Annotated in this window: 23 protein-coding genes; 14 read left to right on the top strand and 9 right to left on the bottom strand. The window is 44.8% G+C overall.

From position 1 onward, the window contains the following. Positions 1–35: 35 nt before the first annotated feature. The 7 genes from rhaD to NYE35_RS18240 all read left to right on the top strand — a co-directional run bounded on the left by rhaD (position 36) and on the right by NYE35_RS18240 (position 7545). Complete coding sequence (rhaD, locus tag NYE35_RS18270) at positions 36–881, top strand: rhamnulose-1-phosphate aldolase (RefSeq protein ID WP_036688060.1); 846 nt, start codon at positions 36–38, stop codon at positions 879–881. Between the two features lie 149 nt (positions 882–1030). After that, the gene (locus NYE35_RS18265) at positions 1031–2125 is read left to right on the top strand and encodes an NADH:flavin oxidoreductase (protein ID WP_038571652.1); all 1095 of its coding nucleotides are present in this window, start codon (positions 1031–1033) and stop codon (positions 2123–2125) included. Positions 2126–2398: 273 nt separating this feature from the next. After that, positions 2399–3985 carry a tRNA (N6-isopentenyl adenosine(37)-C2)-methylthiotransferase MiaB gene (gene miaB, locus NYE35_RS18260; protein ID WP_038571650.1) on the top strand — a complete coding sequence of 529 codons (1587 nt, stop codon included), beginning with the start codon at positions 2399–2401 and terminating at the stop codon, positions 3983–3985. Between the two features lie 25 nt (positions 3986–4010). Continuing rightward, positions 4011–4460, top strand: a complete 450-nt coding sequence (locus tag NYE35_RS18255; protein WP_036688057.1) for a RicAFT regulatory complex protein RicA family protein — start codon at positions 4011–4013, stop codon at positions 4458–4460. Positions 4461–4702: 242 nt separating this feature from the next. Further along, positions 4703–5473, top strand: coding sequence for an NUDIX domain-containing protein (locus tag NYE35_RS18250; protein ID WP_036688055.1), 771 nt, complete (start codon positions 4703–4705; stop codon positions 5471–5473). A 29-nt stretch (positions 5474–5502) separates the two neighbouring features. Next, the gene (locus tag NYE35_RS18245) at positions 5503–6042 is read left to right on the top strand and encodes a cysteine hydrolase family protein (RefSeq protein WP_341121823.1); all 540 of its coding nucleotides are present in this window, start codon (positions 5503–5505) and stop codon (positions 6040–6042) included. Positions 6043–6093: 51 nt separating this feature from the next. Continuing rightward, positions 6094–7545, top strand: a complete 1452-nt coding sequence (locus tag NYE35_RS18240) for a nicotinate phosphoribosyltransferase (RefSeq protein ID WP_036688051.1) — start codon at positions 6094–6096, stop codon at positions 7543–7545. Positions 7546–7932: 387 nt separating this feature from the next. Here NYE35_RS18240 and NYE35_RS18235 read toward each other — a convergent pair whose 3' ends face one another. After that, on the bottom strand, positions 7933–8694 hold the full coding sequence (locus tag NYE35_RS18235) for a hypothetical protein (protein WP_341121822.1): 762 nt from the start codon (positions 8692–8694) through the stop codon (positions 7933–7935). A gap of 95 nt (positions 8695–8789) precedes the next feature. Then, a complete protein-coding gene (locus NYE35_RS18230) occupies positions 8790–10133 on the bottom strand; it encodes an amino acid permease (protein ID WP_036688050.1) in 1344 nt (447 codons plus the stop codon). 322 nt (positions 10134–10455) lie between these two features. On the opposite strand from NYE35_RS18230, the gene NYE35_RS18225 reads away from it, so the two are divergent. Together NYE35_RS18225 and NYE35_RS18220 are read left to right on the top strand one after the other, a co-directional pair. After that, a complete protein-coding gene (locus NYE35_RS18225; protein ID WP_038571642.1) occupies positions 10456–11466 on the top strand; it encodes a 2-oxoacid:acceptor oxidoreductase family protein in 1011 nt (336 codons plus the stop codon). A gap of 25 nt (positions 11467–11491) precedes the next feature. Beyond that, the gene (locus tag NYE35_RS18220; protein WP_076273308.1) at positions 11492–13798 is read left to right on the top strand and encodes a thiamine pyrophosphate-dependent enzyme; all 2307 of its coding nucleotides are present in this window, start codon (positions 11492–11494) and stop codon (positions 13796–13798) included. 304 nt (positions 13799–14102) lie between these two features. Here the strand turns inward: NYE35_RS18220 and NYE35_RS18215 are convergent, their stop codons facing one another. The 5 genes from NYE35_RS18215 to NYE35_RS18195 all read right to left on the bottom strand — a co-directional run bounded on the left by NYE35_RS18215 (position 14103) and on the right by NYE35_RS18195 (position 18838). After that, a complete protein-coding gene (locus tag NYE35_RS18215) occupies positions 14103–14921 on the bottom strand; it encodes an ABC transporter permease (protein ID WP_076103969.1) in 819 nt (272 codons plus the stop codon). Next, complete coding sequence (locus NYE35_RS18210; protein WP_212592223.1) at positions 14918–15937, bottom strand: ABC transporter ATP-binding protein; 1020 nt, start codon at positions 15935–15937, stop codon at positions 14918–14920. The genes NYE35_RS18215 and NYE35_RS18210 overlap by 4 nt, the downstream gene beginning before the upstream one ends. A gap of 21 nt (positions 15938–15958) precedes the next feature. Then, positions 15959–16756 carry an ABC transporter permease gene (locus NYE35_RS18205; protein ID WP_036688041.1) on the bottom strand — a complete coding sequence of 266 codons (798 nt, stop codon included), beginning with the start codon at positions 16754–16756 and terminating at the stop codon, positions 15959–15961. Between the two features lie 24 nt (positions 16757–16780). Next, positions 16781–17818, bottom strand: a complete 1038-nt coding sequence (locus tag NYE35_RS18200) for an ArsR/SmtB family transcription factor (protein ID WP_341121820.1) — start codon at positions 17816–17818, stop codon at positions 16781–16783. Positions 17819–18319: 501 nt separating this feature from the next. Next, on the bottom strand, positions 18320–18838 hold the full coding sequence (locus NYE35_RS18195) for a MogA/MoaB family molybdenum cofactor biosynthesis protein (protein ID WP_036688034.1): 519 nt from the start codon (positions 18836–18838) through the stop codon (positions 18320–18322). A gap of 165 nt (positions 18839–19003) precedes the next feature. On the opposite strand from NYE35_RS18195, the gene NYE35_RS18190 reads away from it, so the two are divergent. From NYE35_RS18190 to NYE35_RS18170, 5 genes are all read left to right on the top strand, one after another. After that, positions 19004–20023: a CobW family GTP-binding protein gene (locus NYE35_RS18190; protein WP_341121819.1), complete on the top strand. Its 1020-nt coding sequence runs from the start codon at positions 19004–19006 to the stop codon at positions 20021–20023. A gap of 92 nt (positions 20024–20115) precedes the next feature. Next, complete coding sequence (locus NYE35_RS18185) at positions 20116–20463, top strand: four-helix bundle copper-binding protein (RefSeq protein ID WP_036688030.1); 348 nt, start codon at positions 20116–20118, stop codon at positions 20461–20463. Between the two features lie 252 nt (positions 20464–20715). Beyond that, entirely contained in the window at positions 20716–21660 is a 945-nt protein-coding gene (locus tag NYE35_RS18180; protein ID WP_076275251.1) for an ATP-binding cassette domain-containing protein, read from the top strand. 14 nt (positions 21661–21674) lie between these two features. Continuing rightward, on the top strand, positions 21675–22388 hold the full coding sequence (locus tag NYE35_RS18175; protein WP_076103966.1) for a hypothetical protein: 714 nt from the start codon (positions 21675–21677) through the stop codon (positions 22386–22388). A gap of 44 nt (positions 22389–22432) precedes the next feature. Further along, the gene (locus tag NYE35_RS18170) at positions 22433–22897 is read left to right on the top strand and encodes a hypothetical protein (RefSeq protein WP_038571625.1); all 465 of its coding nucleotides are present in this window, start codon (positions 22433–22435) and stop codon (positions 22895–22897) included. Here NYE35_RS18170 and NYE35_RS18165 read toward each other — a convergent pair. Together NYE35_RS18165 and NYE35_RS18160 are read right to left on the bottom strand one after the other, a co-directional pair. Beyond that, positions 22889–24127 carry a winged helix-turn-helix domain-containing protein gene (locus NYE35_RS18165; RefSeq protein WP_076275250.1) on the bottom strand — a complete coding sequence of 413 codons (1239 nt, stop codon included), beginning with the start codon at positions 24125–24127 and terminating at the stop codon, positions 22889–22891. The two genes, NYE35_RS18170 and NYE35_RS18165, sit on opposite strands and share 9 nt — an antisense overlap. Before the next feature lie 108 nt (positions 24128–24235). Then, positions 24236–26323 carry an ABC transporter ATP-binding protein gene (locus tag NYE35_RS18160; protein ID WP_036688022.1) on the bottom strand — a complete coding sequence of 696 codons (2088 nt, stop codon included), beginning with the start codon at positions 26321–26323 and terminating at the stop codon, positions 24236–24238. Positions 26324–26364: the final 41 nt, after the last annotated feature.

The raw sequence follows: 26364 nt of genomic DNA, 5'->3' as shown, positions 1-26364 counted from the left end.
ACGGAGAGTAGCAAATACAAAGGAGAGAATAGACTATGAGTACTTCCTTGTTAGAGTCAAAAGGTTATATTGCCAGCAGTGAAGCTCCATTTATTCAGGAAATGTCAGAGATCACCCGTCATATGTGGGAGCTTGGCTGGGATGAACTGAATGGTGGGAATGTCAGCTATTTGCTGGATGAGAATGAGGTGGCTAAGTATATTAATGTACTGGAGCCGTTGCGCACGATCAAACTCACCTTTCCGGTAAAAGAATTAGCAGGCAAGTATTTTATCGTAACAGGTTCGGGCAAATATTTCAGAAATGTGATTAAAGACCCTGAAGCGAATCTGGGTGTGTTAAGGGTTAGCGGCAATGGCGAAAGTGTGGAAGTATTGTGGGGATTGCGGAATGGTGCAGTTCCTACGAGTGAGCTCGCTTCGCATTTTATGAGTCATATTGAACGCTTGAAAGTAGATCCCACACACCGTATCGTGCTGCATACACATGCTACAAATGTTATCGCGATGACCTTCACGCATGATCTGGACGAACTGAAGTTTACCAAAACACTATGGGAAATGTGCACAGAGTGCCTTGTTGTTTTCCCTGATGGGGTCAGCGTTATTCCGTGGATTGTTCCGGGCAGCAGTGAGATCGGCCGCGAAACCGCTAAGAAAATGAAGGATCACCGTTTAGTCATCTGGCCGCAGCATGGGATTTTTGGCACGGGCTCCACCATGGATGCTACCTTTGGTCTAGTAGAAACGGTTGAAAAGGCTGCGACGATCTACAACTTGATTGGCGGTAGAGAAATCAAACAAAAGATCACAGACCAACAGCTATGGGATTTAGCTAAAGCATTTGGAGTTACACCTAAAGCGGGGATTCTTGAAGTCTAGAGAGTCATTATAATTTGGTGAAAACCGGGCATTCGTAGATTCTGCGAGGTCCGGTTTTTTTTGTCTTTTTCTTAAAATTTGCATTTCCCATCTTTTGGGTAGATAATAAGCTTACTTAAAGTAATCAATTAATAAATTGGAGGTAACATATGAATACAGAGCAACTATTTTCACCTTTTCAAGTGGGGAATCTTTCGCTGTCGAACCGATTTGTAATGGCGCCGATGACACGCGCGCAGTCTCCGAATGGTGTGCCGGGAAGCAATGTTGCCGCTTATTATCGTAGACGTGCAGAGGGTGGAGTGGGATTAATTGTTACTGAGGGTACTGCGGTAAATCATCCAGCGGCTGTCAGTCACCAAGATATTCCTAATATACATGAAGAAGCATCTTTAGAAGGCTGGAAGAAGGTTGTGGAAGAGGTTCACGCAGCTGGGGGCAAGATCATCCCGCAGCTTTGGCATGTGGGGATGGCGCGTACAATCGGCGAGTATCCTAACGTTGAAGCCCTTCCTGTAGGCCCTTCGGGTCTGAATTTAGCAGGTGAGCCGGTGACAGAGCCGCTGACCACAGAAGAGGTTGAAAGCTTAGTAACAGCCTTCGCTCAAGCGGCGGCAAATGCCAAAAGCGTTGGCTTTGATGGCATCGAGCTGCATGGCGCTCATGGGTATCTGATAGACCAGTTCTTCTGGGATAGAACGAATAAACGTACCGATCGTTACGGTGGCGATTTGGTAGGAAGAACAACATTCGCTGTCGAGATCATTAAAGCATGCCGTCAAGCGGTTGGACCAGACTTCCCAATCGTGCTGCGCTTTTCCCAGTGGAAGTTGGGGGCGTATGATGAGAAGCTGGCGAAGACTTCAGAAGAACTTGCGAGTTTCCTGGCACCGCTTAGCGAAGCGGGTGTAGATATTTTTCATTGCTCGACCCGACGCTTCAGTCAACCTGAATTTGCTGGCTCTGATCTTAATTTAGCTGGGTGGACTAAGAAGTTTACCGGGAAGCCGTGTATTACAGTGGGCTCTATTGGCCTGCAAAGCGATTTCTTCGCAGAAGATAAAGCTCAGAAGCCTACGGATAATATCGATGAGTTAACTGAAAGGTTCGCTCGGGAGGAGTTTGATTTGGTAGCAGTGGGCAGAGCGCTTATTAGCGATCCAGCTTGGCCTGCCAAAGTACAAAGCGGAGCGATAGACGAAATCATCCCATTTACTCCTGAAGCGACGAATACTCTTTACTAAAACTAGCAGAATATACAATGACTATTTTTTTAGGTAAGAGGTTGTATAACTGTTTCAAGAGTAGTGTATCTGCTTATAATAGTAGCATACCCCCCTTAATATGATAGAACTTGACCCTGCCAAACGTTGGCGGGGTATTTTTTTGTCGATATGCAACGCTCCTTTACATCATTAATAGATCGGGCACTTCTATGTTAGGCCAGCATTATGTTATAATTTTAAATTAGCAAAGTATAAAAATAATTGTTGAACAATAGAGGACGTGAAAACAGCATGACAAAGGGGAACCACAACTCACCGGACTTAAAATCCGGCAAGGGTTCTAAGGATTATTCGAAATATTTTGATTTTAGTGATGCAAAGGTAATTAGTGAAGAAGAAGGTAAGGTTACTTACCGGATTAAAGGAAGAAATGTGCAAATTAATAGCCAGCCTGACTATAAAGAAGGAAAACGGCGCGGCAAGGAAGAAATAGAAGTGCATTATGATTTCGAGATTCCTGAAGAGATGCAGAATTTCGGAGTGGGCAAATATTATCATATAACGACTTATGGCTGCCAAATGAATGAGCATGACACGGAAACGATGAAGGGCCTATTGGAACAGATGGGCTACCGCAGTGTCGCTGACCGTAATGACGCGGATCTCATTTTGCTGAATACTTGTGCGATTCGGGAGAACGCCGAGGATAAGGTATTTGGAGAGCTAGGACATCTTAAGAACCTGAAGATCGAGAAGCCGGGTCTGTTGTTAGGGGTATGCGGTTGCATGTCCCAAGAGGAAGGCGTAGTCAACCGGATTATGTCAAAGCATGGCTTCGTGGATATGATCTTCGGTACGCATAATATTCACAGATTGCCACACCTCATTAAAGAAGCGGTATTTAGTAAAGAGCTTGTGGTTGAGGTATGGTCTAAAGAAGGCGACATTATTGAGAACTTGCCGAAGAAGCGGGAAGGCATGCGCGCTTGGGTGAACATTATGTATGGCTGTGATAAGTTCTGCACGTATTGCATCGTACCGTTTACACGCGGTAAAGAACGCAGTCGTCGTCCAGAGGACGTTATCGCTGAGGTGAGAGAGCTTGCCCGCCAAGGCTTCAAGGAAGTAACGTTGCTGGGGCAGAACGTAAATGCTTACGGTAAAGATTTTACAGACATTGATTACACTTTCGGTAACCTGATGGATGATATGCGTCTGATTGATATTCCGCGCATTCGCTTTATGACATCGCATCCGCGAGATTTTGACGATAAATTGATTGAGGTTTTAGGCAAAGGCGGCAACTTGGTGGAGCATATCCATCTGCCGGTTCAATCGGGAAGTACTGCCGTTCTTAAGAAAATGAGCCGTAAATATACCCGGGAAGCTTATCTGGAATTAGTACGCAAGATTAAGATAAGTGTGCCGAATGCTGTATTAAGTACCGATATTATCGTTGGTTTCCCTGGGGAGACTGATGAGCAATTTGAAGATACCCTATCGCTTGTGCGTGAGGTTGGGTATGATATGGCATATACGTTCATTTATTCTCCACGGGAAGGGACACCAGCAGCGGCGATGGAAGATAACGTACCGATGTCGGTGAAGAGTGAACGTCTGCAAAGATTAAATGATCTCATCAAAGAGAACAGCCGGATCATTAATGACCGGATGCTGGGTGAAGTTGTAGAGGTGCTGGTTGAAGGGGAGAGTAAGAATAACTCCGAAGTCCTTTCTGGCCGTTCCCGAGCTAACAAGCTGGTCCATTTTGAAGGTCCGAAGGAGCTTATCGGCACATTTGTAAACGTGAGAATTACAGATACCAAAACATGGTACATTAAAGGGGATATTGTGGTTGAGGCCGCAGCTGTTCATTAATCACATACGAATGGGGAGATGACTAATGAGTACGGAAGAACAACGGTTGAATAAATATGGAATGAAGACTTATAATACTCGTGATCTGATCGTTCGCGAGGATATTATGGGCAAAGCTAAAGAATTAGCGTCATTAATCTCAACCAGCGAAGAGGTTCGCCATTTTCAGCAGGCGGAGCAAAAAATTCTTAATCACGAGCGTGTGCAAGGACTGATTGCAACCATTAAGAAAAAACAAAAAGAAATCGTGGCCTTCGAAAGCTTCAATAATAAAGATATGGTCGCCAAAATTGAACGTGAAATTGAAGTGCTGCAAGATGAGATCGACGGTATTCCTGTCGTCAATGAATTTCAGCAAAGCCAGAGCGATATTAATTATTTGCTCCAGCTAGTAATTTCCGTGATTAGAGATACCGTTTCGGAAAAAATAAATGTGGAAGCCGGCACCGAAGCGCCTCCGACCACATGCGGATAACCCACACTCAGTTCAGGGGGCGGATGCAGATCCGTCCCTTTATTTCAATATAAGAGGTAGAAGTAAGATTCAAGAATATACATAATCCTTATAATTCAACGACAACGTCGTTTCTCATATAGTCTTTTTTGTAGGATGATGTAAAATAATGGAATTTAGCTGTTGATTTATGAAGAAAATGTTTGGTACATTTAAAGATACGAATAAGTAAAACTACAGCTTCGGAAAAGGATGGGGCAATTATGAGCGACAATGGGGAATTAACCTATAACGCCAAAAAATATCGTACACCGGATGGTGTTCCGGCCGACATTGTAATGTTTACACTGACCAAACGCGAACGGAAGACGGTCACTAAGACGCTGCCTTTACGTGAATTGAAGGTAATGTTAATTAGACGGAAAAAATGGCCATGTGCAGGCATGTGGGCTCTACCAGGCGGATTCTGTCAGGAAGATGAGTCTATTTATGATGCTGCAACTCGTGAGCTGAAAGAAGAGACCGGTGTCGATGGAGGTCACTTAGAATATCTTGGAGTTTATAGTACACCTGGCCGCGACCCTCGGGGATGGATAATCAGCCATGCCTTTTTCGCCTTAGTAGAAGAGTGGATGCTGGAACAAAGACAAGCTTCCGACGATGCGGGTGAAGTGGGTTTATTTACGTTGCAGGAAGCGTTAGAAGAACTGGAGCTCGCTTTTGACCACCATGAAATCATCAAGGATGCATACGTACGTATCCAACAGCAAATGCTGCAGACAACGATAGCAAGACAGTTTTTGCCTAGGCATTTTACGCTAAGTGAGCTTTATCAGGTGATTCAGACAGTAGTGCCGGAATTTAAAGAGCCAAATTTTATTCGTAAAATCACGTCAACACGCAGCCGTCAGGGTATATTAAAAGAAGTGAGAGATGAAGAGGGCAATGCACTCAGCTCCAATCAATACTCACAACGCCCGGCTCAGCTGTATATGTTTACAGATCACGAGCCATTGTTGTCCATTTATACGTAGTGTCTTAAATCAGGGGAGGGACGATTCTCATGAGAGCACTAATAGTAATTGACTTTACCAATGATTTTGTCAATGGGAATTTACCGGTTGGGCAGCCTGCAATCGACATCGAGCCAAGAATCAGCCAATTAACATCTGAGTTTGTCCAAAATGGCGATTATGTTGTAATGGCTGTAGATTTACATGAAGACAATGATCCTTATCATCCTGAGAGTAAACTGTTTCCACCTCACAATGTACGAGGGACTAGAGGGCGGGAGCTTTATGGAAGTTTGAAAACTGTTTATGAAGCTGACCAGGATTCCATCTATTGGATGGACAAAACTCGATATAGCGCTTTTAGTGGAACTGATCTGGAAATTAAGCTGCGGGAACGTGGCATTACTGACCTTCATTTGATTGGCGTTTGTACAGATATATGTGTTTTGCACACTGCGGTGGATGCATATAACAAAGGTTTTATTATTACTGTGCACGAAGATGCGGTCGCCAGCTTCAACGCGGATGGACATAAATGGGCACTAAATCATTTCCGGGGAAGTTTAGGAGCAGACGTTGTTAAGGCATAATACTATAAAAAACATACACATACAGCAACGTGGATATTAGGAGATGAGGACTTGAAGAGAGAACTTGCGCTACATACAGATAAATATCAGATCAATATGATGTATGCTCACTGGGTGAATGGAAGCCATAAGCGAAAAGCTGTATTTGAAGCTTATTTCCGCAAGTTACCTTTCGGAAACGGCTATGCCGTGTTCGCAGGATTAGAGCGTATCGTTGGGTACATCGGCGGTTTGCGTTTCACCGAAGATGATATCCGTTACTTGTCGGAGCAAGAAGAAAATTACGCTCCCGCTTTTTTGGAAGAACTGCTGCAATTTCATTTTCAGGGCAACGTTTATTCGATGAAAGAAGGGGCGTTGATTTTTCCGGATGAGCCACTAATCCGTGTGGAAGGGACGATCATGGAAGCGCAGCTGGTGGAGACCGCCATTCTGAACTTCATGAACTACCAGACGCTGATCGCTACGAAGGCTTCCCGAATTAAGCAGGTGGCTCCGAATGATATTCTGCTGGAGTTTGGTACCCGACGGGCACAAGAAGCGGATGCGGCGGTCTGGGGCGCTAGAGCGGCTTATATCGGCGGCTTTGATGCAACCTCTAACATGCTGGCAGGTAAAATGTTTGGCATCCCTACCAAAGGTACACATGCGCATTCTTGGGTTCAGAGCTTCAGCAGCGAGCAGGAAGCTTTTGATGCTTATGCCAAGGTGATGCCTGATGAAGTTACACTATTAGTTGATACCTTCGATACGTTGCGCAGTGGTGTGCCGAATGCGATTAGAACCGCCAAAAAGCTTGAAGCTCAAGGTAAAAAGATGATCGGTATCCGCTTAGACAGCGGTGACTTAGCCTATCTATCCCGGCAGGCGCGGAACATGCTGGATGAAGCTGGGCTCGATTATGTGAAGATTGTGGCATCCAATGATTTGGATGAGAATACAATCATGGATCTGAAGCTGCAAGGTGCAGCCATCGACACGTGGGGCGTAGGCACACAATTGATTACGGCTTCGGATCAACCCTCTTTGGGTGGGGTCTATAAGCTGGTAGAAATTGAGTCCGCAACGGGAGAAATGGTACCGACGATCAAGATTTCTTCTAACCCTGAAAAAGTATCCACGCCAGGCAGCAAGGACGTATTCCGGATTATCGGGAAAAATGGCAAAGCGCTAGCAGATTATATCTGCTTCCCGGAAGAGGAAGCTCCGCGCAACGGCGGTCGGGTGAAGCTGTTTAATCCGCTGCATCCATACATGCACAAGTATGTGGAGCGCTATGAAGCGCTGCCTATGCTTGAGCCGATCTATGTGAACGGCTTCCAGGTCTATACTTTGCCGGATCTGAATGAAGTTCGCCGTTACCATCGGGAGCAGAAGGATCTGTTCTGGCCGGAATATCTGCGTAAGCTCAATCCTGAGGTGTACCGGGTGAATCTGAGTGAGAAGGTCTGGACCAACAAGCAACAATTGATCGCGGAGCATATTCAGCCGGAGATCGAGTAGATTTTGTAGTTTCGATGGAAAGAAGCATGGGAGGATTAGATTCCCGTGCTTTTTTGCGTTTGGGTGAAGCCGACGTTTGGGTGAAGCTTGCGTTTGTTAACTTCGAACGCCGCGAGTTTACTTTCTGAGAGTATATTAAGCCAGCTTGTCTGCGTATCTCTGATTTGGCTTTCGTTGCATTTTGTGCAGCAGAACACTAGTTAAAGTATATCGACAAATTACCATAAACCCAAAAGAATAAGTAAATCCCGCAGAATGAGGCGCATCCGGTGCGAGTAGGCGAATCAACGGTATAAATCCCGCAGAATGAGGCGCATCCGGTGTGAGTGGGCAAATCAACGGTATAAATCCCGTAGAATGAGGCGAATCCGGTGTGAGTAGGCAAATCTACGGTATATCTCCCGCAGAATGTGGCGAATCCGTGTGAGTAGGCAAATCAACGGTATAAATCCCGTAGAATGAGCCGAATCCGGTGTGAGTGGGCATATCAACGGTATATATACCGCAGAACGGGACGAATCCGGTGCGAGTAGGCGAATCAACGGTATAAATCCCGTAGAATGTGGCGAATCCGTTGCGAGTAGGCAAATCAACGGTATATATACCGCAGAATGAGGCGAATCCGGTGCGAGTAGGCAAATCTACGGTATAAATCCCGTAGAATGAGGCGAATCCGGTGCGAGTAGGCGAATCAACGGTATAAATCCCGTAGAATGTGGCTCGTCCGGTGTGAGTAGGCAAATCAACGGTATAAATCCCGCAGAATGAGGCGAATCCGGTGTGAGTAGGCAAATCAACGGTATAAATCCCGCAGAATGAGGCGCATCCGATGTGACTGGGCAAATCTACGGTATAAATCCCGTAGAATGGAGCGCATCCGGTGCGAGTAGGCAAATCTACGGTATAAATCCCGTAGAATGAGGCGAATCCGGTACGAGTGGGCAAATCTACGGTATAAATCCCGTAGAATGAGCCGAATCCGTTGCGAGTAGGCGAATCAACGGTATATATACCGCAGAATGTGGCGAATCCGGTGCGAGTGGGCGAATCAACGGTATAAATCCCGTACAATGAGCCGAACCCGGTGCGAGTGAGCAAATCTACGTTATAAATCCCGTAGAATGTGGCGAATCCGGTGTGAGTAGGCAAATCAACGGTCCCATAAGAAAAGGTGTATCCCCGTTCTACGCGATCGCGAAGAATAATGGATACACCTTTTTACATGTCAATGCGAGCAATTTAGTTTAGTTCTTCTTCCGGAATTTCGCGAATGACCAGATGGTAAGCATCAGCAGGAAGCCCAGACATGTGCCTATGCTGATCCGGTTCTGAGTGTCGAAAAGGAAGGAAATCGTAATAACCGACAAACAGATAAGTGTCAAAATCGTTATATAAGGAAAGCCCCAGACTTTAAAGCTTGGCTCTTTAGGATAGGTTTTCCGCAGCTTCAGCTGTGATAGACAGATGCTGATCCATACCAAGCTTACTACGAAGCCGGGAACAGCCATCAGCAGCCGGAAAAGTCCATCCTGTGCGAAGTACGCTAACATAGAACCAACAAAAAGAACTATAGCGCAAAGTTTAAGACTGTTGATCGGCACACCTTTTGCTGAGGTCTTTGCTAAGCTACGTGGAGCTTCACCCTGTGAAGCCAAAGAGTGCAACATCCGTGTGGCGCCATAGATACCGGAGTTAGCAGCAGAGAGCACAGCTGTAATCAGTATGAAGTTCATAACATGGTCAGCACCCTTAAGTCCTGTAGCTGCTAAAACCTGCACAAAGGGGCTGGTATGCTCGTTAAGCTGATTCCAAGGAATTAACCCACAGATGATCAGAATTGGAATCGTATAGAACAGAATAACGCGCAAAATGAAGCTTTTGACAACTCTAGGCAACACTTTTTCTGCATCTTGAGTTTCTGTTAAAGTTAGTCCAATCAGCTCAGATCCGCCATATGAGAACATGACGACCAGAAGGGCAGAGAAGATAGGTGTCCAGCCTTGTGGGAATAATCCGCCATAATCCGTAAAATTACTTAAATAGGGTGTCCCTTCAGACATAGGCAATAGCCCAAACAATAATGCAGCTCCCAGAATAATAAAGATGATAATCATAGCTATTTTGATTCCTGCTAACCAAAACTCCGTCTCTCCATAACCGCTTACACTCATCATATTGATGCCAATAATTAAAGCACCACTTGCTAGACTCAGTAGCCATAACGGAACATCCGGTAACCAGTATTGCAAGAAGCTTCCTGCCGCCAGCACTTCGATCACGCAGACAGTCAACCACATGAAGCAATAGAGCCAACCCACGATAAAGGAAAGCCGTTCTCCAAAAGCCTCGCGAATGAATTCCTTCATATTTTTGTTCGGGTATACCGTGGCCATTTCGGCAATTGCACCCATAACGACTAGTAGCAGCAAGCCTGCCAATACATAGGAGAGAACAACCCCTGGTCCAGCAATGCTTATCGTCTCAGAGCTTCCTTTAAAAATCCCCGTACCGATTACGCCGCCCATCGCCATAAAGCTGATATGCCGTGGAAGCAATTTTTTCTGTAATGATGCTTCGTTTGACTTCACATTTAATGCCTCCTAAGTAGGTTCAAAAAATTACACCAAGAATCAGTTTATCCTGAAATGGACTAGTTGAAAAGTATAAATGATACACATTTGTAGAAATAGAGGTGATTTTTCATCGGTGTGTGATATTTATCATGAACAATGTGATGAATTTAACATCTTAATTTTTAATTTTATTGCTAAATGAAAGTAGATAAATAAGCTTAGGCAACACTTGGAAAATGCAAGATTTGTCACTTCGCGTCTTGCGAAATCAAGTTACAATCGTTGAAAAAGTCAAAAGGATATTATACTAGATGACATTCTGAAAGGGGCTATGTCGGTGGTACAGTTACCAAAAGTGAACGAGCTCGGATTTTTTGAGATTCGTCTGGAGTCAATTGGAGGGTTGGGTGCGAACCTGGCTGGTAAAATGCTTGCGGAAGCAGGTGTTGTCGGTGCTGGAATGAATGGGGTCAGCTTTTCGTCATATGGTTCGGAGAAGAAGGGATCAGCGGTAAAAGCGCATATCCGGTTTTGTGATTTGAACACACCTATTCGTGACACGTCTCCGGTTGAGCGTCCGCATGTTGTTGGGGTATTTCACGAAGCACTAGCAAAGACAGTTAACGTAATTAGCGGAATTTATGAACATAGCACAGTATTGGTAAACTCAGCAAAATCGCCGGAGGAATTGAAATCCTCCCTGAATATGATGGCAGGAACTATTGCAGTCGTTGATGCTACAACTATCGCCTTAGATGAGAAAAACCGCGTTAATATGGCGATGCTGGGCGCGTTGTTCCGGATGTGTGATTTCTTGGACCCTGAAATTATGAAAGGCGTTATAGAGAAATCACTAGGCAAAAAGTATCCACAGGCAGTACAGTCAGCGCTGACTACTTTCGACCGTGGATTTAATGAAGTTAAGTTTATGCATTTTCCACTGCCTGCGGGCGTGACAATGCCTGAATTCGTGCGGTCTGATATTTCCGCATTGGGTTATGAAACACAGCCTATCGGCGGTACCATTACGAATCCTGGGAGCAGCTTTTTAAAGAACTTGAGCATTTCTCGCTCCGGTTTGCTGCCTCATTTTAAGCAGGAGGATTGTATTCATTGTGCGCAGTGCGATACGGTGTGTCCTGATCTGTGTTTTGTTTGGGATGAGCAGCCTGATAAGAAGGGGCGTCCACAAATGTTCCTGCAAGGTATTGATTACCAATACTGTAAAGGCTGTTTAAAATGTGTAGAAGCTTGTCCTACAACTGCCTTGTCTGGCGAACGTGAGGAAGAAGGCTACGCAGAGAGTCATACGGTCCGGCATATTTTTGATCTCGTTACTGAGGCCTAATTAACGGAGGAAAGGTGGAATACACGTGGCTATAGATTATGAAAAAGAAATAGGCTCTGCTAAAGTAGAGCAGAAATTCCTATATGAATCCGGCAATGAAATGGCAGCTTACGCTGCTCATCAGATTAATTATCATGTAATGGGGTATTTTCCGATTTCTCCATCGACAGAAGTAGCGCAATTTCTTGATACGATGAAAGCGAACGGCCAGCATGATATTATGCTGATTCCGTCAGATGGCGAGCATAGCTCTGCTGGAATCTGTTATGGCGCTTCAACGGCTGGCGGACGTGTATTTAATGCTACCAGTGCCCAAGGTTATATGTTCATGCTTGAGCAATTGCCTGTACAAGCTGGTACGCGTATGCCTATGGTTATGAATCTAATCTGCCGTTCGATCTCTGGACCGCTGAATATTCACGGGGATCATTCTGATTTGTATTTTGCCCTGAATACAGGTTGGCCAATTTTAATGTGCCGGGATCCACAATCTGTTTATGATATGAACCTAATGGCATTGAAGCTTGCTGAACATGCTAAAGTTCGTCTTCCGGTAATGGTGGCTTCAGATGGATATTTCACTTCCCACCAGAAGCGCCGCGTACAGGCCTTTACTCATCGGGAGGATGTTCATAAATTTGTTGGAGCACAACCTCCAACAGGTTTCACCGATACTTTAGACCGCAATAATCCGGTAACCGTTGGCCCTTATATGAACGAACCTGACTATATTAACAACCGTTATCAACAGTCCGTAGCTATGTACAATGCGGGTGAAGTTTTTGAAGAAATCGCGAAGGAATTTGCTGAGTTAACCGGACGTTATTATCCAATGATCGAGGAATATCGGATGGAAGATGCTGAAGTAGCAGTATTCTTGATGAATTCTGCCTCTGAGATTATTAAGGATGTTGTAGATCAGCTTCGTTTGCAAGGAATCAAAGCCGGTGCAATCTCGCCGAATATGATCCGTCCTTTCCCGCAGAAGCAAATTGCTGAAGCGCTGAAAAACGTTAAAGCAATCACCGTTGGTGACCGCGCAGATTCTGTTGGCGGACACGGTGGTAACATGGTCAATGAAATTAAGGCAGCCCTGTTCACATATGGCAACACTACGACTAAAGTAATAAGCCGTATTTACGGTTTGGGTGGTAAGGACTTCTACGCAGAAGATGGTCATGCATTTTTCCAATTAGCAATTGATGCTGTTGCTGCAGATCGAGTAGACATACCATTTGATTATTACGGCCACAATCCGGGTACACCAGATAAAGCTCCACAACGTCTTCTGAAGCCAATGGACTTTGACTCACTGAAGACAGGCTTGATCACTGTGAAACAGGATGAAGCAACGGGCAAATTAAGCGTACGGATTCCGCCGCTACGCAGCTTGACGAAGAAACCTAAACGGCTCTCCCCAGGGCATGGTGCGTGTCCGGGTTGTGGGATTTTCTCAGGACTGGAGACTTTCTTCAAAGGGATTGAAGGGGATATCGTCGCACTTTATCATACAGGCTGTGCCATGGTAACGACTACGGGGTACCCGTATTCCTCCCATAAATCAACGTTTATCCATAATCTTTTCCAAAATGGAGCGGCTACCTTGTCCGGTGTCGTAGAGATGTTCTGGGAACGCAAACGTCGCGGTGAGCTGGATGGACTAGGGCTTAAAGAGGACTTTACGTTTGTTATGGTAACCGGAGATGGCGGCATGGACATCGGGATGGGACCGGCAATTGGAGCTGCACTGCGTGGTCACAAAATGATTATTGTAGAGTACGATAACGAGGGTTACATGAATACTGGAGCACAGCAGTCCTATTCGACACCACTGGGTCACCGTACTTCAACCTCCAGTATCGGCAAGCAGCAGCAAGGTAAAGTGACTCAGCATAAAGATACAGCACAAATTATGGCGGCTACTAACATTCCTTATGTCTTCACGGGTTCGGAGGCTTATCCGCAGGATCTGGTGAAAAAAGCGGCAAAAGCACAGTGGTACGCACAAAACGAAGGTTTGGTGTATGGTAAAATCCTGATCGCATGTCCGCTAAACTGGATGTCTGATGATAAGGAAGGCACTAACATCGTTTCATTAGCTGTTGAGTCTTGCTTCTTCCCGTTATATGAAGTAGAGCATGGTTCTACGAATATCACATATAATCCCGAAGACAAGGGCAAACGTGTCGAGCTCTCAGCATGGCTGAAGACAATGGGTAAAACTCGTCACTTGTTGAAACCTGAGAATGAGCCAGCTTTGCACAGCTTCGAAGAAGAAGTTGAGCGCCGTTGGAATCGTCTCAAGGCAAAACACGAACATCCTGACTTATAAGATGTGTTTATCTCCAGCATATAAAATATGAAAAAACCCGGCAGATTTGTCTGCCGGGTTTTTTGTGGTTAGGGAGCATTTGCGCGTAAGAAACAGTTTTCGGACACCACTGACCTTAAACACAGTCTTCTTTCCCATTTGGAATTCTAACGGACTGCATAGCAGTTATCTGCCCTAAAAACTCCCAATATGAACCCTTTTTGAAGGAATAGTGTCACTGGAGTCCGCGAAACTTCTGAAAAAGCTAAGAACCGGCAAATAACGTCATTTAGGTCCTATGTGTTAAAGACTTGGTCATTTACAATTAGAATAAAGTCCAGTTCCCTTTTACTCTTGCATGTTGTTCTGCCCTAACCAGAAGATAGCGGGTACAAATGACAAGACAAGAACTACCTACGATTAAAGCGCCGAGAGCCCACCACCAGCTAATCCCGATATTATCGTATAACGCCCCGCGCACGAGAACCAGACTATATGTGAGTGGAAACAGAAGGGATAGGCCCGTTGCCCATGCTGGGAATACCGCTGGTGGAATACGAACCCCACCAAACAGCTCCATTGGTGCTTGAAAGATGTAATAGAGTAGCCCTGAATCCCTTGAGAATAGAGATATCGCACACAGCAAAGCTCCCCATATAACCGCTGATATCATGATAAGTACTAATACAGGCAATAAGGCGCCCCAGTTAACAGTCGTTGCATCCGCAAGAAAAATGAAAGTCAGGATGGAGAAACAAGCGAACATCCATATTCCGTGAAATAGTGAATATATGGAACGTCCATACAGGAAGGCCATTTTTGACGCTGGGGTTAGGAACACTACCTCAAGTGTGCCCCCTTTGCGTTCTTGTTCGAATAACCATGCGGCTTGCACAACCGTCCAGTATAACTGAAAGACGAGATATCCGCTCAGCAGAAAAAGGGGAATCCGTCCATCTGGTATTACTTTTGAGAGTGCTGATCCTGCTCCTGTTCTAAAGGGCTGCATAGTAAAGTAGGTGGTTAAAAAGGTGAGCGCCGGCCAGAGTAGAAGTGAAAAAAACACTGCGCGTCCCTTAACTCTATTTCGATGCTGCTTAGTGATCTCCGCGCTAAGGGTAAACCATAAGCTATGTAAGTTCATGATACCCTTCCTTCCGAAAGGAGGATAATCGCATCCTCCAAATTAGGTTTTTCGGATGCGAAGCTTTTAATGCTAAGCCCATGCTCCGTAGTCCATGGCAGCAGCTCTGTAATGATCCTATCAGCCGAAGGTGTCTTTACAGAAATGCGCTGCAGTCCATCATTTCGAAGTTCAAGTTTTTCTGTTGCGCAGACACCCATTAATTCCGCAGGCTGAGTATATGTTCGTAGATGCTCTAGTAGCTTGGGACGAAGTGATTCATGCCAGCCTGTAACCTCTAAATGAGCGGTTTGCGAGCCTGCAACCTGATGGACAATCCGCTCAGGTTTGTCACAGAGCAGAAGCTCGCCTCGATTCAGTACATAAACCCGGTCACAGAGTTCTTCGACCTCCTGCAAATAATGGCTGGTCAGAAGGATACCCTTTCCACTGTCCAGTGCAAGCTTTCTTATCGTACCGCGAAGCTGCCTGGCAATGGGGGCATCAAGGCCAAGTGTGGGCTCATCTAGAAATAAGTATTGTGGATCGTTGATAAGTCCGCGGGCGATTTGCAGCCGTTGCTTCATCCCTTTAGAATATTGCTCAACGGGTTGGTCAGCAGCTTGGGTCAAACCTACTTCCTCCAGAAGACGTTCTGCTTCTCTAGCGATTTGAGGGCTGTTCATTCCATAGAGTTTACCGAAGTATTGAAGATTCTCTCTACCAGTGAGTCGCCAGTACAACATTCGTTCTCCTCCGGCGATCATATTTACTTTTTGCTGAATGGCCTGTCGATTCTTGTGCAGTGACATTCCATCGACTTCAATACTGCCTGAGGTTGGCTCTAGGAGAGTAGAGAGCATACGTATTGTAGTGGTTTTTCCAGCGCCATTTAGACCGAGAAGACCTACGATTTCCCCCGCAGCGATATCTAAAGATAGTGATTTCACTGCAGTCACTGATCTTTTTTCCGAACGGAACCAGCCCAGTCTATGTTTGCTTTCGTAAATTTTAGTAACTTCATGCATGTTTATCAATGGTTTTCACCCTCCAAGGTTTTAGAAACGTTCGAACAACCCGCGCTCTATGCGCCGATTTGTCCATTGACCAACCGTTATGTATACAACACTAAGTAGTATGATAGGCAATGCATCAATTAATCGTATTGATTCTCCAGTTAGCAGCGTGCCTCGTAGCAGTTGTAGCGCATAGGTCAATGGGAAAATCTCACCTATAGCCTGCAAGTAGTCAGGCAAGTATTGCCTTGGAAACTGAAATCCACATAGTAGAGCAGTTATCGTAAATAGAGTATTTTGAACAATGAAGGTGTCCCTTGTATAAAGCATAATGCTTCCTAGCACCAGCGCCATCGCATAACATGATAGTAAAAACAGCAAAATTCCCACGAGGAGAGATATAAAGTGAACAGAGGGGAGCCGAAGTCCTGCCAAAAGGCCAAAGAAGAGAACCACCAGCAATTCCGCCCCGCTTCGATACAACTGCTGGACTGCGTTTCCTAGAAAATAACCGCTCCGGCTTGAAGGGGAGAGCAACAGTGCCTCAAGTGTACCTTCTCTCCATTCGGTAATAAGTGCCCTGGATACATTCATCATCATACTGACGGAAAATATACTGAGCATACCTCCAATAATTACATAGGTCAGATAGTCATCACTGCCACTATAGATAGCGAATTTTGAATCTATATCCCCATTGATTAGATACACATAAGAAAAATAAGAGATGATGACTAGATAAACTCCATCAATAATGTGCCCGAATGTAAAGGTCCAGGGAAAGGCTCTAAGATTAGATTTTTGGTTTCTTTTTAGAGTTGCGATAGCGATATGCCACAACTGTACTCACACCTTTCATTAACCTTATTGTTCAAGGTACTGCCTTTGCAGAACGAGAAGATTATCAAAGACTTCTTTGTTCACTGAATAAAATAAATAATTCCCTTTTCGCTGTGATTGGGTAAATCCTGCTTCACTTAGTTGTTTTAGCTGTTTAGAGACCGCAGCTTCAGAAATACCCAATATTGGCGCAAGCTGCTTGGTACAATGTGGATTTTTCCACAGTAGTTTCAGAATTCGCATCCGCGTATCATCACTTAAAGCTTTGAGTTGGCGCAACAGGTCACTCGGCGGTCCTTCACTAAAGGCAAGACCGGGAACATCCACCGTGAGTGGTAAAAATAAAGTATCTTCGTACCAGCCAACAAGCAGATGCGGAAATATGAAAGTAGAAGGAAAAACGTACACTTGTCCAAGCTGTTCATAAGAAAAGTAATACGTTACTGCCTTTTGAGCTGTTAGAGTCCCGTTCTCTGCGAGGAGGCGTGGGTGGAGCGTATTTAGTGCCTTTTCCGGGGATCGACTGGCTAAGTCTTGAAACTGAGCGGCTGAGATGTTCATAAATGGTTCAATATAGTCCCATTCCTGCCCGAAATAATCATGTTCGTATGTAATTAATGTTGAGATTAACAGCTTGCGAACACTAGCCAGATTGTTTATCAGGTACTTCACGTTTCCACTCAACTTCATCAGCGAACGCTTGCTTTCGGATTCATTCAGCCATTCGACTAGGGTACTTAGTGCAATTTCTTGATTCATAAATAGATACACTAGCTCTGCATCCGGAAGTTTTTTGAGTAGGGTGATTCCTTGATTGCAAGAAATAGGGACACCCATACGGTCCGGTAAATCTAGCAGAGCGATCCAACGGTCTGACAACTGCCCAAGTGTGTGGATGTTCTCCTGTAGAGCAAGAGGCATCCTTTTCTTGAGCTCCAGAGCCCATTGTAATCTTGTTGGATGGTGTTCTGGTTGATGGAAGACATGCAGACTGCATAATAACTCATGAAAAGGACTGACGACCGTTTTGATCTTTCGATTTAAAGTTTGGAGTGAGCTCATCTTTTTCCTTTCCGATTAACTGTTTGGTTAATCAAAAACCACTTTCGCGTAAAGTGTTCAAAATTATAGGGGGAATGGTCAAGTTTGTCAAATCTTTTATACAGAAAAAAGCGAGAGCACATCCCCATGCGATGGACATGGATGTTTCTCTCACTTATAGGATTCTTTTGATAGAGTTATGAAGTAGAGTTATCTTCTGCCTCTAGGCATCATGGAGTTATCGCACATGATATCTTTAACAGAATAGGTGTAGCAATGACGAGGAACTGGGACACAGTGATGGCGTCTAACGATTTCTACCGGGTGAATAACATTCACAACTTGAGGGTGGTAGTAATCTTGATAAACCACCTTAGGTGGGTCAGTGACAGTTTGGGCCGGGCATTTTGGACATCCTTCTGACATTTCCTTCAGCTCCTTTGTGTGTGAACTTACCGTATTATACGCACAGAACAAAGGCGTGCTTGGTTATTTGTCTAGTTTATAAAAAAATGGGTGGGATTATTGTTTGTATATCTCTCGCATTACATGACGAAGCTCCGGGATAATGAGCCGTTCCATAGCCAATTTAACGGCTCCAGTGGAGCCGGGCATAGAAAAAACAGCTGTGTTGCCAATCGTACCTGCAATTGCCCGGCTAAGGATTGCCGCCGAACCAATGTCCTCTGTGTAGCTTAACATTCGAAAAATCTCACCGAAGCCCGGTAGCGTTTTATCAAGCAAGGATGAAACTGCTTCGTAGGTGGTATCACGGGGAGAGATTCCTGTTCCACCTGTCAGCAACACGGCCTCAACTTCAGTGTGATCAGCGTTTTTATAGAGTAGTTCACGAATGTCCTGATAGTTGTCTTTGATAATGGTATGACCAATAACTTCATACCCGGCAGCCTCGAGCATGGATTTGATTAATGCTCCACCGGTATCTGTTTCAGTAGTTCTGGTGTCTGAGACGGTAATGATGTAGCAGGAAACGGATTGTGGTGCTTCCTTCCGATGTTCTTCAACGGATGACAATGAGATCAGCTCCTAAATTAGAGATGTTCTCATGATAGGGTATGGGGAAGGCAAAGACAAGTTTTGTTATCAATCGCTATTCTTTTGAGGTTATAGGTGTGCCGCTTGCGTGCTTTGGCATCATGTAGTAAACTCGCTACCATACCCGTAATTTGCAAGGAGCGATGAATCATGGAACAGGTTGTACCTGTGTATATATTGTCAGGATTTCTGGGAAGCGGCAAAACTACCCTGCTGCAGCGCCTGCTGGAACATTGGAAAGATCAGGGCTTGCGCCCGGCCGTAGTGATGAATGAGCTGGGTGAAGTGAACCTGGATGGGCTGCTGGTTGAGCAAACCGTTCCTATGGCAGAGCTGCTCGGCGGCTGTATCTGTTGTTCTATCCGAGGGGATCTTAGCACAGAGCTAACTACTCTTATCAAGAAGGAATCACCTGATGTGGTTGTTATTGAGGCCACAGGTGCGGCGAACCCGTTGGAAATTGTAGATGGTGTAACCGAAACTTCACTGTATCAAAAAGTCGAGCTAAAAAGCTTGATCACCGTCGTTGACGCCGCGCATCTGCTCGAATTGTACCGTGCGCAGCAGGGGGCAACCTATCGACTGATGCAGGAGCAAATTCGCTGCGCATCTGTTTTGATTCTGAATAAAACTGACCGTGTCTCAGCAGATGAAGCGGAAGAGATCACAACTGTTCTGCGAAAATGGAATTCTTATGCACCGATTATGCCAGCGGAGCGTTGTGAGATCGACACAGAGGAGCTCCTGCGTAGTGCAGGTGGAGTTCTTACGGATACACTGCTTGAAGAGAGCGACAGCGAAATCCAAGTGCATGAGGAAGCTCAACTACCTTTAGGAGGCACCCATGCTTCTCATGATCACGTGATGGCATACACACATTACTTCAAACGACCTGTCAACAGCGAGACCTTTGAACAGTTCGTCAAGGAGCTTCCGCGTGATGTTTATAGGGCTAAAGGCATTGTGACCTTTAATGACACCTCCAGTCGTTTTCTTTTTCAATATGCTTACCGTGAAGCTGATTTTATGAAAATCACACCTCAAGGCGAAGTCCCAGACGTAGCTGTATTTATCGGGGAACACTTCTCATCCAGTGAGTTACGCACGAAGCTGCTGGAGATGGAAGGACGTATTTTAGTTCGGCCTGGCACGATCAAAAGAAGCCTGTAATCCGTTCTGCTTCAGAAGAAGCTGTGGTTCATTCCTAATCTTGTAGGTTAATAGTAAGGCATACCCATTAAAAATGCAGGAGGTTGAAGGCTATGACCCGAATTCAATATCAGGAGTGCATTGACGCTTGTCTCGAAAGTATGAATGCCTGTAACTACAGCTATGTCTCAAGCCTAAAAGAATATGATCTTGCATCACTTCGTGAGAGCATGCGACTCGATCGTGAATGTGCGGATATTTGTTCTTATGCCATTCAAGCAATGACCCGTCAAAGTCCGTTTGTATCTGGAATTCTAAAACTATGTGCGGAGATTTGTGAAGCATGCGCAGATGAGAGCAGCAAGCATATACATAATCACTGCCAAGAATGTATTAATGCCTGCCGTAAAGCTGCAGAGGCATGCCGTTTGATTAGCGATGCTGTTGAGGTATATGCGTAAGAACGTATAGCCTAACTCTCATATATGAACTAATAGCCAGACTGTTGCTGTAGAAATATAGCAATAGTCTGGTTTTTTATATTCAGGTCTGTTTGATTAATGCTACTGGTAGAAAAAAAGGGGAGGAATACTGGATAGAAAGGAAGTTTTAGAAAGGGCTGCTATAGCAGTTCTTTCATTTTTTTGATTCCTAGAAGAGGAAATTCGTAGGGAACCGGAGAATTAACAGTAGATATGAAGGGAGAATGTTAAGTGGCGAACTTAGTAGATCGTAACTTTGCCAGCGGTAGTATAGATGTTGCTATTCCCCTGATAGAATTAGAACAGATCAGTAAACAGTATGGACGCCGACCCGTATTGGAAGAAGTATCGTTTACTATTGAAAAGGGGACTGCAACTGCTCTGATCGGACGGAACGGATCCGGCAAAAGTACGCTGTTGTCAATCTTAGCTGGACTGGTCCATATTTCCTCTGGAAAGCTGAGTTGTAAGGATTCAAATCTGAGAATTGGTTATGCACCTGAGATGTTTCCAGGGTTGAAGCTGACCCCAGAACAGTACTTGCGAAGTATGGGACAGATTAGCGGCCTTGCGCCAGTCCTGATCGAGCAGGAGCTAACAACGTTATTTCAACTTTTTAAGCTGGAGCACTTTCGCAAGCAGTCTATGCTAAACTTCTCCAAAGGAATGCTGCAAAAAATTAATTTGATTCAAAGCTTGCTGGGAAGTCCCTCATTGCTGCTTCTTGATGAACCTATGTCGGGCCTTGATCTCCCATCAATGAATAAGTTAGCTGAGCTTCTCATCGGTTTGAGAAATAAGGGTACTGCTATAGTCTTCTCTGTACATGAACCCCAATGGATTGAATTGCTTGCGGATCAGGTTCATGTGATACATGAAGGGAAAATTGTAAAGTCAATTCAGGGGTCAGAGAAGCTGAACTTTAAACCCTCTACATACATACTATTGTCTAATCTGTCGATTCAGAAACTGCAGCAATTGAAGGAAATGGCAGGTTTCATTGCAATAAATACGTTTAAGGATAGTTGTAACATAGAACGTACGGCATTGACAGTAACAAGTTCAGAATCAGATGCTTTTTTGCGGGTTATCTTGGAGTCGGGTGGTTCAATACAATCGGTAGAACCTCGCGGAGGATCGCATGACTTAGAAAAATGGATGAATCCTAGAAGTTGAACAGGGGGTCTTACGTGTATCCGTTTATCGTTTACATGCTGCGAAGTTATACTCGATCTCAGCGTTATTTCGGCCCGTTAGCAGGGATTGTGATTGCAGTCTTGATATTGTATTCTTATAAGCCCAATCCAGTTATGAATAGCTATGCCGCTACAGCAGTAATGCTCTTTATAAGCTGCGCTTGGATGAGTCTTAGTTTTTTGAATCATGAGCACGCTGTTCATCGGCAGATTGCAGTTGTTCACATGCGAAGTGCGGCAAAACATAGTGCAGGTGGTATCTTAACGCTTGCATTTCTAACGTTGCTGATAGATCTATTGATTGTGCTTTATCCTTGGGTAACAGGTCATTTCGCAGAATCACCTGGGGCATATCGGTTAATTCTAGCGCTTATAGGACATGGATTGTTGGGTATGCTTGGTGTGGCTATTGCCCTATTCTTTCAATCTTCTTGGATTCAAAAAGGCAGTCACGCAACAGGTATGTTATTAGCTATCGTTGTATTATCACTGGGTGGAGCACAAATCAGCGAAAGTTTGCCTGGTATATTTCATTTTTTGATCTGGTTGTTGCCGCCAGTAACTCCTGTAATGGAGGCCATGATGAAAGCTGATACATTGTCATTAGCGGAGTTGTTAGGTTCCTTTGCACAAGCATTAGTATATATAACACTGCTTATCGGTTTTTATTTGTACAGATCAAGACAGAGGGATTACAACAAAACATAACTTGTATAGATAAAAGGAACAAGGATACAGAAGTGGGGGAAAAGATGAAGGATACATATGTACCTGAGAGTGAACAATCGAAAGAGTTATTCGCCTATTTTGGACTGGCAGTTTATTATGGACAGGCCCTCGAGCAGCAGCTTACCAACTTGCTATTGCTTACTAAGCTATCACAAGGAAAAACGCCAACAGAAGCAGATCTGACAGACCTTTATCAGCGAAAACTCAGCAATTCACTCGGCCAACTCATCAAAGAAATCCAACATCATTTTCCTTTCTCGGAGCAAGAAACCGCTCAGTTGGAGGAAGTGTGGAAACAACGTAATTACATCGTTCATGATTACTTTAAAGAGCGTATACAGGAAACCTTTACGCCTGCCGGAAGAGCTAAAATGATTCGGGAGCTGAAACGTTTTAAAAATAAAGCAAGTAGACTTGAAGTTAAACTGCAAGGCTACTGCACAGAAATGTTCACGAAGCTTGGATTAGAGGAGGAAAACTTATTGTAATAATCCTTCTAAGCCGCAAGCTGTTACAACCTCTGGTCTAAAATGAACCGAAGAAGCTCTAACACAGCGAGAGAGTGCAGTTAAAGCTTCGCCTAATGCCGGAATCATCTCCGGTGTTAGGCTTTCTCCAGGTTCCCACCACCAATTGTTAATATTCAATGTTTGCTTCTTCTTATCCATCACCGGTTCAAATCTGCCAACAAAACGATCATTATATAATATTGGCAGTACATAGTAACCATATTCTCGTTCTATTGCCGGCTTATAGACCTCCCAGCGGTAATGAAATCCGAATAATTGCCGAACCAGCTCGCGTTCCCACAACAAATTATCCAGCGGAGCCAAAACAGCCGCAAATGAATCACGTGGTTGAAGCCCAATCTCTTCAGATTCTTGCAGCATCACAGACTCCAAGGTTGGAGCATCTATACTGCGGATATAAAGCGGAACCTTAATCCCCTCGACCCAAACTTCTCTGAGACTATCCTTCTCCAGCAATCTCTGAATCGCCGCCGCACGCTCTTTGCTCTTCAGTCCGGATATGCCCAGCCATCCGTCTCCAGATTTATTCCATAACAAGCCGATACTTCCTATTCTACGTAACACATACCAATCGTGAAATTGTTCTTCCGTGACATTTGGATCGGCTGAACTCAGCAGCTCTGAGGGTAACAAACGTTCAACGAAATCATAATATCGCCGAGTATGTACACGATGGTGGACAACAATCTCTCCCCAAAAGTACATGCTTTCCATTGCAGCTCGTGATAATCTTGTCGGAGCCCAAGCCCAATCTACTTTCTCCTTTCCGTCTAAATCCAAAGAGGAGAGGGGACCACGCTTCTGAAGCTCTTCACGAACCTGTGCTACAGCGACCATTACAGGCTCATTAGCCTGATGGTGGGAGGCAGCAGCTGTTCTTCTCCGCTTAAAATAAGGCCAATCCTCTGTACAATAAATAGACATGTTCTTGTCCCAGCCATCAACGAGCAACCTGTCTTTATACAGAAGCTCTTGGACCAGTTCTGGCGTAAATCCCGGAATCCGTGCCTGGAGGACCAGCTCATGATTATGGCCGGCAATATTAAGGGGGTCATATTGGATGCAGCCTACGTGACGAACATAGTCATAAATACTAAGTTTTCCGGAAGGGATAGCTCCGGCAGTTAACTTTTGATGAGATAGCAGAAAAAGCCTGGCTTGTTTCTTAGTCAGATTATAAGTAAGCATCGTTTACTCCTCCAAGGATATGTATTAATTTCCATAATACAGAACATCTGTTCTAAGATCAAGCAGGAAAAAACCCTGAATCACAATGAAGTGACTCAGGGTTGTAAATTACATTTTCTCAAGAGAGGGTTGCAAGTTTCCGAGTGCTGGACGGTTGCTTGCGCCAGCGTTATCGTCAGAGCTGTTAGCAGCGGCACCTACTTGCAGCTGGTACATACGGAAGTATCTTCCGCCAAGCGCCATCAGTTCATCGTGGCTACCGCGTTCTACGATCTCTCCGTGATGTAGGACTAGAATCTGATCTGCACTGCGAATCGTGGATAAGCGGTGAGCGATGATGAAAGTGGTGCGTCCTTTTTTGAGAACTTCCAGCGCATCCTGAATGACGCTTTCCGTTTCTGTATCGATGTTGGAGGTAGCTTCATCTAGAATAAGAATAGCTGGGTCAAAGGAGAGAGCTCTCGCAAAAGAAATCAATTGCCGCTGACCCGCAGATAAAGTACTTCCTTTCTCAATTACCGGTTCATCAAATCCTTGTGGAAGATGAGCGAGCAACTTATCCGCACCAACCTCACGCAATGCACGTTCTACACGTTCACGTGAAATTCGTTCATCCCCTAGGCTGACGTTCGAAGCAATGGTGCCCGTGAAGAGGTAAGGATCCTGCAGCACGATGCCCATGTGATTCCGCAGCCACTGCTTCGGAATATCCGTAACCTTTTGACCGTCAATCGTAATATCGCCTTTTTGTGGATCATAGAACCGGAACAGCAGATTGATGATTGAGCTTTTGCCGGAACCCGTATGACCTACAAGAGCGACAGTTTCACCCGGGCGTGCTTCAAAGGAGATATCGCGAAGGACGTAGTCTTTTTTATAAGCAAAAGATACATTCTTAAATTCCACTTTTCCTTTGTAGCGTGGCATGGAGCCGTCCGTAACATTCTCTCCAGGTTCATCCATAAGCGTAAACACACGTCCCGCAGATACCATAGAAGTATCCAGGTTCGCCAACTGGTTCACCATACCTGTGATAGGTTGGAACAAACGTCCGAGCACATCGACAAAGGCATACAGAACGCCTAAGGATACAAAGGTTGAACCAGTAATACTGCCATGTCCGAAATACCAAAGCACCATCACAAAAGAGAGACTACGAAGTGAGTTCACCAGATTGTGGGACGTGAAAGCATTCAGATTTAACATTTTATTCTGATATTTCAAGTAATCATCGTTCAGGTTCTCAAATTCTGCACTAAGCTGCTTCTGACGGCGGAATATCCGGACGATTGACATCCCCTGAATCGATTCATTAATAATGGCGTTAATTTCACTTAGACGTGAGCGAATGATCGTATTGTATTTGGTCGCAATTTTGCGATAGAGCACGATCCACAGCACAAGAATAGGTACAATGAACAAGCTGATCAGACCCAGACGGACATCAAGTAAGAACAGAGCGATATATACGCCAGTTATATTGATAATACCGGTGCTGAAATTGGAAAGGACGGCAATGAATAGATCCTTAATCGCCTCGGTATCATTTGTAACCCGCGACACTACCTTACCAGCAGGCAAATTGTCAAAAAAATGAACGGGTAGTCGCTGGATATGTGCGTATACATCTGTCCGCAGCTTCCGGATTACCTGATTCGCCGAAGATTGCAGCCAGTAGGTTTTTCCGAATTCAGCAAAGATGGAGATTACAAGAAAAATAGCATACATTCCGACCAACTGATAGATTCCAGGAAGCTCAGGTTTGTAAAAAGCGAACAGCTCATCGGCCGATAGCTTAACCGCCGGATAGATAACTTCGTTATCACCACGGGTGATATGCATCTCTCCATCGATGAACTTTCGTTCACCGTCAGGCTGTGTTACAGCTTCGTTAATAAAATAAAAACTTCTCCCTGCTTGAAGAACACGAATTTCTTGGCCTTTAGTTTCACCAGGCTCAAAGCGATCGCCGCGTTTGTATAAACTATTGTTATATTCAGCCGCCTTATCGGGAGACGTGGTGCTGAAATAGGGCTTCTCGATGGCCAGCATGTGATTGTCGATCATGCTTTTGGCTATAAATGGACCTGCCAGCTCTGCCGCTACCCCGATTGAAAGCAGCAGAAGGGCTGCGATAAAGGTTTTCTTTGCGGTCAATGCATATTCCAGCAGGCGTTTGCCTGTGCTTTGTGTCAACCGTGACACCTCCTAAAATGTTTTGCGTAGTCGTAGCTCTT

Source organism: Paenibacillus sp. FSL L8-0494 (assembly GCF_038003695.1).
Classification (GTDB): domain Bacteria; phylum Bacillota; class Bacilli; order Paenibacillales; family Paenibacillaceae; genus Paenibacillus_AQ; species Paenibacillus_AQ odorifer.
This window is presented reverse-complemented; position numbering and strand designations above follow the sequence as displayed.